The organism is Enterovirga sp. CN4-39 (genome assembly GCF_049446235.1).
In the GTDB taxonomy this organism is placed as follows: domain Bacteria; phylum Pseudomonadota; class Alphaproteobacteria; order Rhizobiales; family Beijerinckiaceae; genus Enterovirga.
In genome coordinates, this window is sequence record NZ_JBMSEF010000018.1 from 46,221 (window position 1) to 60,635 (window position 14,415).

17 protein-coding genes are annotated in these 14,415 nt (G+C 66.4%); 9 read left to right on the top strand and 8 right to left on the bottom strand.

Annotated features, from left to right (window positions below; genetic code table 11):
- Positions 1-5 precede the first annotated feature (5 nt).
- A complete protein-coding gene (locus ACO2SS_RS23055) occupies positions 6-1,028 on the top strand; it encodes an NAD(P)H-dependent flavin oxidoreductase (protein WP_423280184.1) in 1,023 nt (340 codons plus the stop codon).
- A gap of 37 nt (positions 1,029-1,065) precedes the next feature.
- The gene (locus ACO2SS_RS23060) at positions 1,066-1,527 is read left to right on the top strand and encodes a MaoC family dehydratase (RefSeq protein ID WP_423280185.1); all 462 of its coding nucleotides are present in this window, start codon (positions 1,066-1,068) and stop codon (positions 1,525-1,527) included.
- A gap of 3 nt (positions 1,528-1,530) precedes the next feature.
- Here the strand turns inward: ACO2SS_RS23060 and flaF are convergent, their stop codons facing one another.
- From flaF to ACO2SS_RS23100, 8 genes are all read right to left on the bottom strand, one after another.
- On the bottom strand, positions 1,531-1,899 hold the full coding sequence (gene flaF / locus ACO2SS_RS23065; protein WP_423280186.1) for a flagellar biosynthesis regulator FlaF: 369 nt from the start codon (positions 1,897-1,899) through the stop codon (positions 1,531-1,533).
- Positions 1,838-2,275, bottom strand: a complete 438-nt coding sequence (flbT, locus tag ACO2SS_RS23070; RefSeq protein WP_423280187.1) for a flagellar biosynthesis repressor FlbT — start codon at positions 2,273-2,275, stop codon at positions 1,838-1,840. The genes flaF and flbT overlap by 62 nt, the downstream gene beginning before the upstream one ends.
- 24 nt (positions 2,276-2,299) lie before the next feature.
- On the bottom strand, positions 2,300-4,081 hold the full coding sequence (locus ACO2SS_RS23075; protein WP_423280188.1) for a flagellin: 1,782 nt from the start codon (positions 4,079-4,081) through the stop codon (positions 2,300-2,302).
- Positions 4,082-4,241: 160 nt separating this feature from the next.
- On the bottom strand, positions 4,242-5,765 hold the full coding sequence (locus ACO2SS_RS23080; RefSeq protein WP_423280189.1) for a flagellin: 1,524 nt from the start codon (positions 5,763-5,765) through the stop codon (positions 4,242-4,244).
- 271 nt (positions 5,766-6,036) lie between these two features.
- On the bottom strand, positions 6,037-6,414 hold the full coding sequence (locus ACO2SS_RS23085) for a hypothetical protein (RefSeq protein ID WP_423280190.1): 378 nt from the start codon (positions 6,412-6,414) through the stop codon (positions 6,037-6,039).
- Between the two features lie 133 nt (positions 6,415-6,547).
- Positions 6,548-7,021, bottom strand: coding sequence for a hypothetical protein (locus tag ACO2SS_RS23090; RefSeq protein ID WP_423280191.1), 474 nt, complete (start codon positions 7,019-7,021; stop codon positions 6,548-6,550).
- On the bottom strand, positions 7,005-7,355 hold the full coding sequence (locus ACO2SS_RS23095) for a rod-binding protein (protein WP_423280192.1): 351 nt from the start codon (positions 7,353-7,355) through the stop codon (positions 7,005-7,007). The genes ACO2SS_RS23090 and ACO2SS_RS23095 overlap by 17 nt, the downstream gene beginning before the upstream one ends.
- Positions 7,355-8,509 (bottom strand): flagellar basal body P-ring protein FlgI, encoded by a 1,155-nt coding sequence (locus ACO2SS_RS23100; protein ID WP_423280193.1) that lies wholly within the window; start codon positions 8,507-8,509, stop codon positions 7,355-7,357. The genes ACO2SS_RS23095 and ACO2SS_RS23100 overlap by 1 nt, the downstream gene beginning before the upstream one ends.
- A 208-nt stretch (positions 8,510-8,717) precedes the next feature.
- On the opposite strand from ACO2SS_RS23100, the gene ACO2SS_RS23105 reads away from it, so the two are divergent.
- The 7 genes from ACO2SS_RS23105 (at position 8,718) to ACO2SS_RS23135 (ending at position 14,381) form a co-directional block, all read left to right on the top strand.
- On the top strand, positions 8,718-9,131 hold the full coding sequence (locus ACO2SS_RS23105; RefSeq protein ID WP_423280194.1) for a flagellar assembly protein FliX: 414 nt from the start codon (positions 8,718-8,720) through the stop codon (positions 9,129-9,131).
- Between the two features lie 250 nt (positions 9,132-9,381).
- Positions 9,382-10,251 (top strand): branched-chain amino acid ABC transporter permease, encoded by an 870-nt coding sequence (locus tag ACO2SS_RS23110; RefSeq protein ID WP_423280195.1) that lies wholly within the window; start codon positions 9,382-9,384, stop codon positions 10,249-10,251.
- Positions 10,252-10,256: 5 nt separating this feature from the next.
- Entirely contained in the window at positions 10,257-11,276 is a 1,020-nt protein-coding gene (locus ACO2SS_RS23115) for a branched-chain amino acid ABC transporter permease (RefSeq protein WP_423280196.1), read from the top strand.
- Entirely contained in the window at positions 11,269-12,033 is a 765-nt protein-coding gene (locus ACO2SS_RS23120; protein WP_423280197.1) for an ABC transporter ATP-binding protein, read from the top strand. The genes ACO2SS_RS23115 and ACO2SS_RS23120 overlap by 8 nt, the downstream gene beginning before the upstream one ends.
- Complete coding sequence (locus ACO2SS_RS23125; RefSeq protein WP_423280198.1) at positions 12,020-12,727, top strand: ABC transporter ATP-binding protein; 708 nt, start codon at positions 12,020-12,022, stop codon at positions 12,725-12,727. The genes ACO2SS_RS23120 and ACO2SS_RS23125 overlap by 14 nt, the downstream gene beginning before the upstream one ends.
- Positions 12,728-12,856: 129 nt before the next feature.
- Positions 12,857-14,035 (top strand): ABC transporter substrate-binding protein, encoded by a 1,179-nt coding sequence (locus ACO2SS_RS23130; RefSeq protein WP_423280199.1) that lies wholly within the window; start codon positions 12,857-12,859, stop codon positions 14,033-14,035.
- 88 nt (positions 14,036-14,123) lie between these two features.
- Positions 14,124-14,381: a DUF3297 family protein gene (locus ACO2SS_RS23135; protein WP_423280200.1), complete on the top strand. Its 258-nt coding sequence runs from the start codon at positions 14,124-14,126 to the stop codon at positions 14,379-14,381.
- The last annotated feature ends 34 nt before the right edge of the window (positions 14,382-14,415 follow it).

Below are 14,415 nucleotides of genomic sequence, written 5' to 3' on the forward strand. Positions count from 1 at the left end.
GCATCTTGGCGAACAGTGTCAACGAGGCAGGCCCCCGCACCGCCACCGGCTGGCGCTCCGTCTTCGAGGGCCGGCTCCGCCTTCCGGTCATCGCCTCGCCGATGTTCATCGTGTCCAATCCGGACCTCGTCATCGCGCAGTGCAAGGCCGGGATCGTCGGCTCTTTCCCCTCCTTGAATGCCCGGCCAGACTCGAAGCTCGACGAGTGGCTGGCCCGCATCACGGAAGAACTCGCGGCGCATGACCGCGCGAACCCGGACAGGCCGGCGGCGCCCTTCGCCGTGAACCAGATCGTCCACCGCTCGAACAGCCGGCTCGAGCACGATCTCGAAGTCTGCGCCCGCTACAAGGTGCCGATCGTCATCACCTCCCTCGGCGCGCGCGAGGATCTCAACCAGGCCGTCCATGGCTGGGGCGGCATCACGCTGCACGACATCATCAACCAGACCTTCGCCCGCAAGGCGATCGAGAAAGGCGCGGACGGCCTGATCGCGGTCGCGGCGGGAGCGGGCGGCCATGCCGGCACCGTGTCGCCTTTCGCGCTCATTCAGGAGATCCGCGAGTGGTTCGACGGACCCCTCGCCCTCTCCGGGGCGATCGCCACCGGCCGGGCCGTCCGGGCGGCCGAGATCCTGGGCGCCGATTTCGCCTATGTGGGATCGGCCTTCATCGCGACGGAGGAAGCCAACGCTCCGGCGCGCTACAAGGAGATGATCGTCGAGAGCGCCGCCGACGACATCCTCTACTCGCCGGTCTTCACGGGCGTGCACGGCAACTATCTCCGGCCCTCGATCGTCGAGGCCGGCTATGACCCGGCCGCCCTCGGGCAGCTCGAGGCCGTGAAGATGGATTTCGGCGCCCGCGACGAGAGCGGCAAGCAGGTGAAGGCCTGGCGCGACATCTGGGGCTCGGGCCAGGGCATCGGGGCCGTCAAGGGGATCGTCCCGGCAACCGAACTGGTCAATCGGCTCGCACGGGAATACGAGGAGGCCCTCTCCCCGGCACGCCGCGTCAGGCTCGCCGGCTGAGCATCCAAGCCCGCCCAATACTCACCTCCCGGACCTGATGATCACGATCGATGAACTTGAAGCGCGCGTCGGGCAGGAGCTCGGCGTGTCCAGCTGGCGCGAGGTCACGCAGCCCGACATCGACAGCTTCGCCGACGTGACGGGCGACCACCAGTTCATCCATGTGAATCCGGAACGCGCGCTGGCCGAGACGCCCTTCGGCGGCACGATCGCGCACGGCTTCCTGACCTTGTCGCTCCTGTCGGCCTTCGGCCAGGAGGCATTGCCGAAGATCGCGAACCGCCGGATGGGCGTGAACTACGGCCTGGAGCGGGTGCGGTTCCTGTCGCCCGTCCGCTCGGGCGCCCGCGTGCGCGGACGCTTCGTGCTGGCGCGGCTCGAGCGCCGGCGGGCGAACGAGATCCTGCTCGGCTACGACGTCACGGTCGAGATCGAGGGCGGCGCCAAGCCCGCGCTTGCGGCGCAGTGGCTGACGCTGGCGGTGATCGAAGAAGCTTGAGGCTCAGCCCTGGCCGCGCAGCCCGGCGGCGATGTCGCGGTTGATGCGCACGAGGAGGTTCAGCTTCTCGGGCGCCGGCTCCTGGGTCACGTCGTAGATCCGCTGGAAGATCACGACCGCGAGCTGCGCGATGCCCTGCTTGATGGCGGGCGGAAGCGGATTCGAGGGCTCGGTCGCGGAGGTCGCGAGGATCGACCAGATCCGGCCGTTATAGGCGAGGGCCGGCGCGAGCTCCGTGCCGGACTTGCTCCAATCCTCGATGAGACCCTGCAGCCGGAAGGCGGCCTTCAACAGCAGCGCCGCCTCGACTTCACGGGGCGGCTGCGCGAACTTCGCCGCCTGAGCGTAGGCGTTGGCTGCCGCGTGCTGCATTCTGCATCAAGTCCTGTTCGTAGGCGACGAGGGCCTTGGCCGCCTTGAGCGCCTTGTAGGATTCGCCGTCGAGCACGAGGCTGTTCATCTCGTCGATCAGCGGCAGCGCGCTGGGGGCGGCTGCAAGGAAGTCACGTACCAGTGGGAAGTAAATCTTTTCGGAAGAGCCGAGGTCGCCCTCCAAATACATGAGCTGAAGAGCGAGGTAGATCTTCTTGGCGGGCGTGTCGGCCGTCATGGCCGTTAGGACGTCCTTTTCGCGCAGGATCGGCGCATCGCCTTCGATGAAGAGCCGGGTGCGCGTGTCCCCGTTTCGGATCACTGCGGTTCCGATGATGATTCGCTCGTTGGGCTTGAGCTCGACCTTGAGAGCCATCCTGGTTCTCCTTGCGAAAGATCCTCAGCCGAAGAGGCGAAGGACCGCCTGATCCGCCTGGCTGGCGAGGGACAGGGCCGTCTGCGAGAGCTGCTGGCGCGTGTTCAGCGCCAGGAGGTTCGCGCCCTCTTCGTTCATGTCCGCGTTGACGAGGAAATCGGACCCGGTCTGCAGCGTCGTGATCATGTGCTTGGTGAAATCCTGCCGGATCTGCACCACGCTGAGATTGGCGCCGAGCTGGGACGATTGCGCCTGCAGGGTCGTCATCGATTCCTTGAGCGCATTGAGCCGGGCATCGAGCAGCTCGTCGTTCGAGTACTCTTCTTCCGTGACGGCGCTGATGTTCAGCGAATTCGACGCGGTGCTGACGCCCGAAAGGCCCGTCTTGTTCTTGGCCTCGACATCGATGGAGCTCGTGCCGCGCTCGTTGAACACGACCCGAAGCTTGTCGCCCCGCAGGATGTTCACGCCGTTGAAGCCGGCGTCGCCGGCGATCTTGTCGAGCTGATCCCGAAGGTCGTTGAACTGCGTGATCAGGTTCTTGCGGATCTCGTTGCCACCGATCGTCGTGGTGTTGGAAGCGCCGGCGCCGCCATTGATCCCGGTCGCACTCGCGCCGGCGATCGTCATCTCCGTGGTGGAGAGATTCTCGATCCGCAGCTTGCCGCCATCCAGTGATGCACGCACCTTTCCGACCAGGCTCGGATGCTCGTTGATGGCGGTCGCAAGTTCATCGACCGTGCGGACCCGACCGGGCGTGGTCGGCGCGGTGCCCGCCACGGCGGCATCGAACATGCCTGCCGCCGTCGAGCCGGCGGTGTTCGAGATCGACAGGGCGGTCACGCCCGCGGACTTCGCCCGGAAGCCGAGCTTGCCGCCATCGTCGAATGCTTCGAAGGCATGCGTGGGCCCAAGATCCGCGTTCGCCTTGGCGACCGCCTGTCCGACGGTGACCTGTCCCGGCGTCAGAGTGACCTGGGTGCCGTTCACGGAAAAGGAATGCAGCCCGTCCGATCCGGGTGCCGAAACCTGCGCCCCGAAAATTGCCGTCTCGCCCGCTCCGGCGACGGTGACGGACCCGTCCACGTTGGCCGTGGTCCTGATCTGGAGGTTGCCGCCGGCGTTGAAGGCCTCGATGTCGGTCCTGCCGGCCGCGGCGAGTTGCGCATTGATAGAAGACACGGCCGCGCCGACGGTCGTGTCGGCGGGTGCCACCGAGACGCTGGTCGTCACGCCGTTGAATGTCAGATCGAGCGCCTGCGCTGTCCCCGGCGCCGCATAGGTGTTCTCCGCCGTGTAGGTCGCCTTGGCGGCGGTGGCCGGGGGAGCATAGGCGGCCGTCGTGGACTGGCTGGTCCGCGAGCCGCCGATATCGGCCACGATCGCGTCGATCGTCACGGGCGTCGTGCCGATCGAGCCGCCCGAGAAGCTGAGCGTCTTCCCCGTGAACGACCCCATGTTCAGGGTGTCGAGGGTGAACGAGGTGCCCTTGAAGGACTTGTCCTGCCGCGCCTGGCGGACATTGGCCTGCATCGATTCGATCACCTTCGTGATCGAGGTGGCGCCGTTGGAGGCCGCCTCCAGCGTTTTCACGCCATTCGAGATCCCGTCGAGCAGCGCCGCGAGGTCGTTCGCCCGCTGCGTCAGGCCGGCCGAGGTGAAGAAGTTGGTCGGGTTGTCGAGCGCGGAGATGACCTTCTTGCCCGTCGCAAGCCGGTTCTGAACGATACCCTGCTGGGTGGTTGTGTCCTGAAGCGAGAGCAGATTGGTGCGCACGCTTGAGGATAGAACGATACCGTTCGCCATCGGACCCTACCTGGATCGCGGGTCTGGGAACCCGCCATCGCCTTGATGGTACCGTTATGGCTAACGAAGGGTTAAAAAGCCCTTGTCTTGGTTGCTCAATTGTAAAGAAGGCGGCCAGCGGAGCCGAAGCGCCGCTGGCCTTTTCTTTCCCAGATCTCGATCAGAAGAGCCGGAGCACCGCCTGGTCCGCCTGGCTGGCGAGCGACAGGGCCGTCTGCGAGAGCTGCTGGCGGGTGTTGAGGGCGAGCAGGGTGGCGCTCTCCTCGTTCAGGTCGGCGTTGACGAGAGAATCGGCGCCGCTCTGGAGGGTGTTGATCATCGACTTTGTGAACTCTTCACGGTTCTGGATGGTCGACAAAGCCGATCCGAAGCTCGACGCCTGGGTCGCGAGCGTCGTCACCGCCTTGCTGAGGACATCCAACCGCGCGTCGAGCTGCGCGTCGTCGGAGAACTCGGCGTCCGTCGCGGCGCCGACGTTCAGCGAATTCTCGGACAGGTCGATGGCCCGCACCGTCCCGCTGACGTTCTTCGCCTGGATCTCGATGTTGTTGGTGCCGTTCTCGTTGAACGTCAGCTTCAGCTTGTCAGCCTTCAGAAGGTTGATGCCGTTGTAGCTGGCGTCGTTGGCAAGCTTGTCGATCTGGGTGCGGAGGTCGTTGAACTGGCTGACGAGGTTCTTGCGCACCTCGTTGCCGCCGACCGTCTGGGTGTTGGAGGTGCCCGTCCCACCGGTGACGGCGCTGGCACTCATGCCGACGACGCTCAGGTCCGTGGTCGAGAGGTTCTCGACACGGAGCTTGCCGCCGTCGTTCGACGCCCGCACCTTGCCGGCAAGCGAATTGTTGCCGTTGATGTCCGCGACGAGTTGGTCGACCGTCTTCACGGCTCCCGTCACGCCAGGAACACCATTCGTCGATGCGGTGGTGCTGCCGAAGCCAATGCCACCAAGCAGGCCTGACGTCGAGCTGGCAACGGTGATGTTGTTGCCGGTCGTGCCCGTCAGAACAAGCTGGCCGCTCGTCTTGGACGCCGTGATCCCACCATCCCCGCCAGTTGCCCCGTCAAGCGCGGTGTTGATCTTGCCAAGGACATCGTCAACGTCATCATCGGCAGCGATCGTCACTGAAACAGCGTTGCCCCCGTTCAACCCAGCAGCCTGGATCGTGAATGTGCCAGCGGTACCGGCCTCGTTCGTCCCGGTGCCAGCTGCAAAGCCACTCGCGCCAGTCAAGGTCGCGTTCGTGGCCGTGACATCCGCGGTATTCAGCGCGATGTTGACGGGCGTCGTACCGACCGAACCACCGGAAAAGCTGAGGTTCTTCACCGCTGACGTGCCGATAGTCGTCGTGTCAATTGTGACCGACTTGCCCTGGAACGACTTGTCGGCGCGCGCCTGGCGGATGTTCGCCTGCATCGACTCGATGTTCTTGGTGATGGCCTTCATGCCGTTGTCGGCGGCTTCGAGCGTCTTGATGCCGTTCGCCATGCCGTCGAGCAGCGAAGAGAGGCCAGACGCGCGATTGTTCAGCGAGGAGGCGGTGAAGAAGTTCGCCGGATTGTCGAGCGCCGAGTTGACCTTCTTGCCGGTCGCGAGGCGGTTCTGAAGCGTCGCCTGCATCGACGTCGTGTTCTGGAGCGCGAGCAGGTTGTTGCGAACCGCGCTCGAAATAACGGTACCAGCCATAGTCCAAACCTTTCTGGTTTGTTGCCTCTCGGCACGCCTTCATCCTGAAGACGTCCAGATGATGCCGGGACAGGTACAAACGAGAGGTAAAGAGGCGCGGCGGTCGAACGGCGAGGTGAACGGATCGTTCAGGCGATGCGCGAATGGACGAGCGGTCCCATTCCCCGGCTGGAACGCCATGCGTGCAGCTGCCGTCCGGAGCGGCCACGCCAAAAACCCGCAAGCGCGTACGCTTCGGGCAAAACCTTCAGGGATTGGTAAGCAGGCGCGCTTAGACGAACCTGCTCAGTCGATAGCGCTCCTCGGGAGCCGCGTCGGCCTCGAGCAGCTCACGGGAATAGGCACGGATCCGCAGAAGCGCCTGGTCGGGCACCTGGCGGAGAACCTCTCCCGATTCCTCGCTGATCGTCTGGAAGACGAGGTCCTGCGTCTGCGCGTCGATGGTGACGTTGCGCGAGACGTCAGAAACCGAGCCGGCCTCGGGCCTGCTCTTCTCGGCGGACGGTTTTTCTGGTGCGCCGCCCTGTTGGACGGTCGCTTGGGCCGGTAGCTCGGTCTTGACCGAATCCGGCGGAGGCGGCGCGCTGATACGTGGCGCGTCGCCCAGGACCGGCAAGACGGAAGCTCTGGCGCTCGAAACCACTTCCATGGTCGAACATCCATGTTGATGCAGCCTTCTGCTGCATCCTCCGTCATACGGCCAGGCGCTGAATCACAGGTTTAAACGTGAGGTTAATTTTCGGCTCGGTCGGTTCGTCAAATATGACTATGCACGGCGCGGGTTAAAAACGCCCTGAGAAGACGAGCGGCGAGGCCGCTTGCAGCGCGGGAGCGGGACGGCTCGGCAGGGCATAGACGTTCGGCCGCGCCTCCTTCTGGACCGCCTCGGACAAGCCGCGGATCAGCCCTTCGGCAACGGCGCGCGCGGTTGCGATCACCGTCTGGTTGCGGCTGATCACGCGCTCGAAGGCCGCCTGGCGCTCACGGAACCGTCGAAGCCCTTCAGGCGAAAGCCGGGCGAGCGCGACGACATTCGCCTTCGCGCGCTGGAGATGGAGCACATAGGCCGCGGAGAGCTCTCCCTTCCGCTTCTCCTCGGCGAGCCCGTCGCGGATGCGGCCGGCCCCGATCAGTGCGGTCTCCGCCTCCAGGGCTCCTTCAAGCTCCTCCAGCGCCGCGGTGAGGGCCGCGAGGAGGCGCTCGGCATCCTCGCGCGTGGCAACCTGCCGGTTGAGGGTGTCAGCGGGAGCCGGCATCGGCTGCTCCTTCCTGCATCTGCAGCATCTGCCGGTAGATCTGGTCGGCAATGCCGAGCCCGCCCGTCTTCACGATGCTGCCGGCATATTCCTTGGCGAGCATCGATCGGTACACGCCGCCGCCCGTCCCGTTGGCCCCGAGCGGCCCGTCCTCGCCGGCACCTTCGGTCAACCGGTCCATGGTCTGCTCGAGGAACATCGTCTCGAAATCCTCGGCAGTTTTGCGGGTCCTGCCCAGTTGCGCCGCCTCGGACGCGCCGGACACCGATTCCGCGATCCCCTTGACGGCGTTGGCCGCAAGCGAAAGCCCCAGCATGGCAAGCGGTGCCACCATCACATCACCTCGATATCGGCCTGGAGCGCGCCGGCCGCCTTGATGGCCTGAAGGATCGAGATCAGGTCGCGCGGCCCGATCCCGAGTGCGTTGAGCCCGTCGACGAGTTCGCGGAGCGTCACCCCTTCCCGGACGATGGCGAGCTTGTTCTTGTCGCCGGTATCGACCTTCAGGCTGGTCCGAGGCACGACCACGGTCTCGCCGTCGGAGAACGGCTCCGGCTGGCTCACCTCCGGCCGCTCCGAGATGGTGACCGTCAGGTTGCCCTGCGCCACGGCGACCTGGGAGACGCGCACGTCCCGCCCCATCACGATGATCCCCGAACGCTCGTCGACCACGATGCGGGCCGTCTGGTCGGGCTCGATCTTCAGCTGCTCGATCTCCGTGAGGAGCTGGATCATGTTGCCCCGGTATTTCGGGGGAATGTTGAGCGTGATGGTGGCCGGATCGGTCGGCTCGGCCGTATCCGCCCCGAGGAAGTCGTTGATCGAGGCGGCGATCCGCTTCGCCGTGGTGAAATCGGGGTTCCGCAGGGACAGCCGGAGCGAGCGCTGCGCGTTCAGCTTGAACTCGACCTCGCGCTCGATGACGGCACCGTTCGCGATCCGGCCGACGGTCGGCACGCCGCGCGTGATCTTCGCGGCGTCTCCCTCGGCCTGAAACCCGGAGATCGTGAGCGAGCCCTGGCTGACGGCGTAGACCTCGCCGTCTGCGCCGAGCAGCGGCGTGACGAGGAGCGTGCCGCCCTGCAGCGACTTCGAATCCCCGAGCGCGGAGACGGTGACGTCCAGGCGGGTGCCCTGGGTCGCGAAGGCCGGGAGGCTCGCCGTGACCATCACGGCCGCGACATTCGCCGTCCGCAGCGTAGCGCCGCGCGTGTTGACGCCCAGCCGCTCCAGCATCGCCGTGAGCGACTGCTTGGTGAAGGGGGCGTTGTTCAGCGTGTCCCCGGTGCCGTTCAGGCCGACCACGAGCCCGTACCCGACGAGCTGGTTCTGGCGCACGCCCTCGACCTGCGCGAGGTCCTTGATGCGGGACAGCGCAGCCGCGGGCGCGCTCGTCGCCGCCCAACCGACGACGGCCGCGACGAGAAGAAGAGACGGAAAGGAGCGCTTCAGGAGGCGGGGCAGCATGGCGGGCCAGTTTGTTGGCATCGCTCGTGCGAGCCGCGTGCCAGCCACCAGGGCAGGCCTAACTCCTTGATCTAGCTCGGAGTGCGTAGCCGAATGACCTCCGATAGCCCTATCCGGAGGGCGGGAATGACTAGCCAATTCGGCAAGTTCTGCCGGGCGCTTAAGAGCGTATTAACCATAGCGGCCCGAACTTCCTGGCCTGAGAGAAGGGCCCGGAGCCAAGCCGACCATGCGCATCGATCCGCGTTTCGCGGCTTCCGCGATCACGCCCTCGATACGCTCGGGCCAGGCATCGGGAACCAAGTTCAAGCTCGAGGAGGGCGGGAAGGCGCACGCCACCGCGACGCACGGCGCGACATCGCTTGCCACGCTCGACGCCATCCTCCAGCTGCAATCGGAAGAGGACCCCGCCGAACGCCGGCGACGCTCGGCTCGGCGTGGCCACGATCTCCTCGACGGCCTCGACAGGCTCAAGGCCGCCCTCCTCGCCGGATCGGTGCCGGCCGCGGAACTGGGCCGGATCGCCAGGTCTCTCGCCGATGCCGGAGCGAGCGGCGACCCGCAGCTCGACGGCATCGTCGCCCAGATCGAACTGCGCGCCAGGGTCGAGCTCGCCAAGCTCGGGCGGGCCGAGTTCACCTGAGCGGGTGAGCGCGCAACCGAGACAATCGTCGGATGTGGCCCTTGGCCCCAGCGGATTGACCCGACCGGGGATATTGGGACAGTTTCCTTAGCAACGAGATGCGGTCGACGAGCCGCATCCCGGGCGCTTGCGCCCGATGATCCGGCCCGGATCGTAGAGGAAACACCGGTCCGCCAGGCCTCGTTGCTCGGTCAATACTCCGACCGTCTGCAGCGGGATCCGGCGTGCCTGCCCATCGAGGTCGCGGCGTTTGAACCTGAGCCTGTTCGTCCAGCAAATCCTGAACGGCCTCACGCTCGGGAGCGTCTATGCGCTCGTGGCGCTCGGCCTGACGCTGGTCTACGGCATCCTGCACATCCCGAACTTCTCGCACGGCGCGCTCTTCATGGCGGGCGCCTATGCGGCGTTCTTCTTCGTCGGGTCCCTCGGGGCTAACTACTGGGTCGCCCTCGCCGGCGCGGCCGCCGTGACGGCCGCGATCGCGGTCCTGTCCGAGCGCCTGGTCTTCTCCCGATTGCGGGACTCGCCTCCGCTCCACGACATGATCGCGGCGATCGGCCTCCTCCTGTTCATCGAGGCGGTCGCGCACGCGATCTGGGGCGCCGATTTCCGCCGCCTCGCCCCGCCCTATCCCGGGATCATGCGGATCGCCGGAACGGTGCTGCCGATCCAGCGCGCGCTCATCATCGCGGGAGCGATCGGCCTGATGATCGCGCTGCACCTGTTCCTGAAGCGCACGACCACCGGGTCGACCATCGTGGCGATGGCGCAGAACCGGGAGGGGGCGTCGCTGGTCGGTATCGACCTCACGCGGGTGTCGATCATCACCTTCGCGATCTCGGGTGCCCTGGCGGCAATCGCGGCCGTGCTCTTCGCGCCGATCAACCTGATCTCGCCCGCGATGGGCAACCTCGTGATCCTGAAGGCCTTCGTGATCATCATCCTGGGCGGGATGGGCTCGGTGCCCGGCGCGATCCTCGGCGGCATGATCATCGGCTTCGCCGAGAGCTTCGGGGCCTTCTACATCTCGACGGACCTGAAGGACATCATCGCCTTCGCGCTGCTCGTCGCGATCCTGTCGCTCCGGCCCCAGGGCCTGTTCCCGGCGCCCGCACGATGACCCGAATGCTGTCCCCCCGCGTGATAGCCCTCGTCGGGCTGGCACTGGCCATCGTCTATCCGCTCGTCGTTCCGAACGACTACTTCATCTATGTCATGGCGCTCGCGTTCATCTTCGCGATCGCCACGATCGGCCTGAACCTCATCCTCGGCTATACGGGCCAGCTCAATCTCGCCCATGCCGGGTTCATGGCGATCGGCGCCTATACGCTCGGCCTGCTCACCGTCGATTACGGCGTGCCGTTCTGGCTCGCCCTCTTCCTGTCCGGCATCGTGGCCGCTGCCTTCGGCTTCCTGGCCGGCCTCGTCTCGCTGCGGCTCCGCGCCGATTACTTCGCGATCTTCACCCTCTGCGTCGGGCTCATCATCTGGCTTGTCATCGAGAAGTGGGACGCGCTGACCCATGGCGTGGTCGGCGTCATCGGCATCCCGGCCCCCTCCCCGATCGGCCCGATCCGGTTCGATACCCCGCTGGCGAACTACTACCTCGTCCTCGCCTTCCTGGTGCTCGCGCTCTTCGTCATGGACAGGATCGTCCACTCGCTGCTCGGGCGCGCCTTCGTGGCGATCCGCAATGGCGAGGGACTGGCGGAGGCGCTCGGCATCCCGCTGATGCGGACCAAGGTCACGTCCTTCGTCATCTCGACCGCCTATGCGGGCTATGCGGGCGGCCTCTATGCCGGGTTCGTGCGCTTCATCGGCCCGCAGATCGCGAGCGAAGCGAACGCCTTCGACATGATCGCCTTCATCCTGGTCGGCGGGCTCGGCACCCTGTCCGGCCCGGTGCTGGGCGCCATCGCCCTCACCTGGGCGACACAATCGCTGCAGTTCCTGCAGGATTACCGCCTGCTGGTGTTCGGGCCGCTGCTGATCGTGCTCGTCATGTTCCTGCCGAAGGGCATCATCGGAACCCTCAAGGCCCGGCAGGCGCGACAGGCGGCAGCCCACGCGGCGGCCGAGCGCGCCGCACTCGGAAAGGTGGAGACCCGGTCGCACGAGACGGACAGGAGCCCCGCGCATGCTTGAGGTCCGTGGGCTCACCAAGCGCTTCGGCGGCCTCGCCGCCGTGAAGGACGTCTCGACCAGCTTCGAACGGGGCAAGATCACCGCCGTGATCGGCCCGAACGGCGCCGGCAAGACGACCTTCTTCAATCTCTGCGCCGGAACGCACCGGCCGACCGAGGGCCAGGTGCTCCTCGACGGCCAGGACATCACCGGGATGCGGCCCGACAGGATCGCGCATCTCGGGATCGCGCGGACGTTCCAGACGACGACCCTGTTCGAGGATGCCAGCGTCCTCGACAACCTGATCGTCGGCCACCGCCTCCGCACGAGCTCGACCCTGCTCGACGTCGTGCTGAACACGAAGCGGCTGCAGGCCGACGAACGGGAATGCCGGGCGAAGGCCGAGGAGGCGCTGCATTTCGTCGGCCTCGAGCACGCGGCCATGCGGGTGGTGGCCGATATCAGCCAGGAGGAGAAGAAGCGTGTCGCCTTCGCGCTCGCGCTTGCGACCGAACCCCGCATCGTCCTCCTCGACGAGCCGGCCGGCGGCGTGAACCCCGACGAGACCGAAGGCCTCGCCCGCCTCATCCGCAAGATGGCGGAGGGCGGGCTCACGGTCGGGCTGATCGAGCACAAGATGGGGATGATCATGGGGCTCGCCGACCGCATCGTGGTGCTGGATCACGGCGAGAAGATCGCGGAGGGAACGCCGGCGGAGGTGTCGCGCGATCCGAAGGTGATCGAGGCTTATCTCGGGGCTGACTATGCTGCGGTGTGAGGGCGCGACGCTCGATTACGGCAGCTACCGGGCACTGTCGGGCGTCTCGATCCATGTCGACAAGGGCGAGCTCGTCGTCATGCTCGGCGCGAACGGCGCCGGCAAGTCGAGCCTGTTCCTGGCGATCAGCGGCCTGCGCAAGCTGAAGGCGGGTTCGATCCGGCTCGGGGAGCACGAACTCGCCGGCCGCAAGCCGTCGCAGATCGTCGCCGACGGCCTCGTCCATTGCCCGGAGGGACGGAAGCTCTTCCCGGGCATGTCGGTGCTGAAGAACCTGATGCTCGGCGCCTACGTGCACCGGAGCGACTCGGAGGGTTCGAAGCCGATTCTCGAACACGTCTTCGAGATGTTCCCGATCCTGCGGGAGAAGCAGCACGACACTGCCGGTTCGCTTTCCGGCGGACAGCAGCAGATGGTCGCGATCGGCCGCGCCCTGATGGGCAGGCCCAAGGTCCTTCTCCTCGACGAGCCCTCGCTGGGCCTCGCGCCGCTCGTCGTGAAGCAGGTGCTCGCCGCCGTGAAGGCCATCAACGAGGCGGGGACGACGGTGCTGCTCGCCGAGCAGAACGCCTTTGCGGCGCTCAAGATCGCGCACCGGGCCTATGTCATCGAGAACGGCCGGATCGTCATGGAGGGGAACCCGGACGCGCTGCTCGGCGACGAGCGCATCCGCAAGGCGTACATTGGGGCGTGAGTGCGCTCCGGGCGTCATGGCCGGGCTTGTCCCGGCCACCCCGGTCGGAGGCGCTCCAAACGATCGGGGTCACCGGGACAAGCCCGGTGATGACACCGTAGAGCGAAGATAAACGACGGAGAGGAAACGATGAACGCAACGAGGCGCACCATTCTTGCCGGCACGGCCGGCGCTGCGATGCTCGCCATGTCGGGCGCCGCCTTCGCCCAGCAGGAGACCCTCACGATCGGCTGGACGGGCCCGCTCTCGGGCGGCGCCGCACTCTATGGCAAGAACACGCTGTCGGGCCTCGAACTCGCCGCGAAGGAGATCAACGACGGCGGGGGCCTCGAGGTCGGCGGCAAGAAGTACAAGATCGAGATCGTCGCCCTCGACGACAAGTATTCGCCCTCGGAAGCGGCCGTGAACGCCAAGCGCCTGCGCTCGCAGTACAAGGCGCCGATCGTGTTCTGCCCGCATTCCGGCGGCAACTTCGCCATGCAGGCATTCAACGAGCAGGACGGCTTCATCATCGGCGCCTATACGAGCGTGCCGCAGATGACCGAGCGCGGCAACAAGCTGACGCTCCGGATTCCGCCGTCCTTCGCCGGCTATATCGACCCCTTCATCAAGACCGAGATGACGGCCTTCGGAAAGAAGCTCGGCATGGCCGGCGCCGACCATGATTACGCCAAGGCCTGGGCGGCGCTCATCGGGCCGGCCTGGAAGGCCGCGGGCGGCCAGGTCGTCGCCGAGAACCCGATGTCCTACAACAAGGACACCGACTTCTATTCCGGCGTGAGCCGCGTCATCGCCGCGAGCCCGGACGTGATGTTCGTGGGCGGCGCATCGGAGCCCACGGCCCTCGTCGTGAAGCAGGCGCGCGAGCTCGGCTTCCAGGGCGGGTTCATCGTGATGGACCAGGCCAAGCTCGACGAGATGGCGGCCGTGCTCGGCAACGACATGTCGCTGCTGGAGGGCGCCATCGGCACGCTGCCGCTCATCCACGACTCGCGCCCGGGCGCAAAATCCTTCGTGCCGAAGTACCGCAAGGCCTATAACCGCGATCCCGGCACCGAGGCCTCGCTCAACTACACGAGCCTGAACGGCGTGACGGAGGCCATGAAGCTCGCCGGCACGGTCACGGACGCTACCGCGATCCATGCCAAGCTGTCCGAGGCCTTCGGCAAGCTTCCGGCCGAGCGCAACCCATCCAACATCAACAGCGTGGACCCGAAGGGCGGCTCGAACGCGGTGCTGGTCGTCGGGCTCGTGAAGGGCGGCAAGGTCGTGCCGGTCGACGCGGCCTCGGGCGCGATCGGCAACTGAGCGGCACGGCATAGGCACCCGGCGGATTGGCATCCGGGCGGCGGACGGGTAATGCCCGCCCAACCGCCCGGAGCCTCCAAGCAGGACCATGACCGACACGCTGCCCGATCGTCTCTCGACGGACCCGAACAGCCCCTACCACGACGCCGACCTGCTGCAGCGCGGCGTCGGAATCCGGTTCAACGGGGCCGAGAAGACGAATGTCGACGAGTATTGCGTCAGCGAGGGCTGGATCCGGGTCGCGGCCGGCAAGGCGCGCGACCGGGCCGGCAACCCGATGACCATCAAGCTGAAGGGCAAGGTCGAGCCCTATCTGCAGCCGCCGGCCGACGGCGCCTCGGAGTGACCGCTCATCCCGGCGAAAGCCGGGATCCAGGTCC

What these genes read in the sequence shown, in the direction of transcription:
- ACO2SS_RS23060 (WP_423280185.1), top strand. Translation starts at nt 1,066, where the DNA reads ATGATCACGATCGATGAACTTGAAGCGCGCGTCGGGCAGGAGCTCGGC.
- flaF (WP_423280186.1), bottom strand. Translation starts at nt 1,899, where the DNA reads ATGCAGCACGCGGCAGCCAACGCCTACGCTCAGGCGGCGAAGTTCGCG.
- flbT (WP_423280187.1), bottom strand. Translation starts at nt 2,275, where the DNA reads ATGGCTCTCAAGGTCGAGCTCAAGCCCAACGAGCGAATCATCATCGGA.
- ACO2SS_RS23075 (WP_423280188.1), bottom strand. Translation starts at nt 4,081, where the DNA reads ATGGCGAACGGTATCGTTCTATCCTCAAGCGTGCGCACCAATCTGCTC.
- ACO2SS_RS23080 (WP_423280189.1), bottom strand. Translation starts at nt 5,765, where the DNA reads ATGGCTGGTACCGTTATTTCGAGCGCGGTTCGCAACAACCTGCTCGCG.
- ACO2SS_RS23085 (WP_423280190.1), bottom strand. Translation starts at nt 6,414, where the DNA reads ATGGAAGTGGTTTCGAGCGCCAGAGCTTCCGTCTTGCCGGTCCTGGGC.
- ACO2SS_RS23090 (WP_423280191.1), bottom strand. Translation starts at nt 7,021, where the DNA reads ATGCCGGCTCCCGCTGACACCCTCAACCGGCAGGTTGCCACGCGCGAG.
- ACO2SS_RS23095 (WP_423280192.1), bottom strand. Translation starts at nt 7,355, where the DNA reads ATGGTGGCACCGCTTGCCATGCTGGGGCTTTCGCTTGCGGCCAACGCC.
- ACO2SS_RS23100 (WP_423280193.1), bottom strand. Translation starts at nt 8,509, where the DNA reads ATGCCAACAAACTGGCCCGCCATGCTGCCCCGCCTCCTGAAGCGCTCC.
- ACO2SS_RS23105 (WP_423280194.1), top strand. Translation starts at nt 8,718, where the DNA reads ATGCGCATCGATCCGCGTTTCGCGGCTTCCGCGATCACGCCCTCGATA.
- ACO2SS_RS23115 (WP_423280196.1), top strand. Translation starts at nt 10,257, where the DNA reads ATGCTGTCCCCCCGCGTGATAGCCCTCGTCGGGCTGGCACTGGCCATC.
- ACO2SS_RS23120 (WP_423280197.1), top strand. Translation starts at nt 11,269, where the DNA reads ATGCTTGAGGTCCGTGGGCTCACCAAGCGCTTCGGCGGCCTCGCCGCC.
- ACO2SS_RS23125 (WP_423280198.1), top strand. Translation starts at nt 12,020, where the DNA reads ATGCTGCGGTGTGAGGGCGCGACGCTCGATTACGGCAGCTACCGGGCA.
- ACO2SS_RS23130 (WP_423280199.1), top strand. Translation starts at nt 12,857, where the DNA reads ATGAACGCAACGAGGCGCACCATTCTTGCCGGCACGGCCGGCGCTGCG.
- ACO2SS_RS23135 (WP_423280200.1), top strand. Translation starts at nt 14,124, where the DNA reads ATGACCGACACGCTGCCCGATCGTCTCTCGACGGACCCGAACAGCCCC.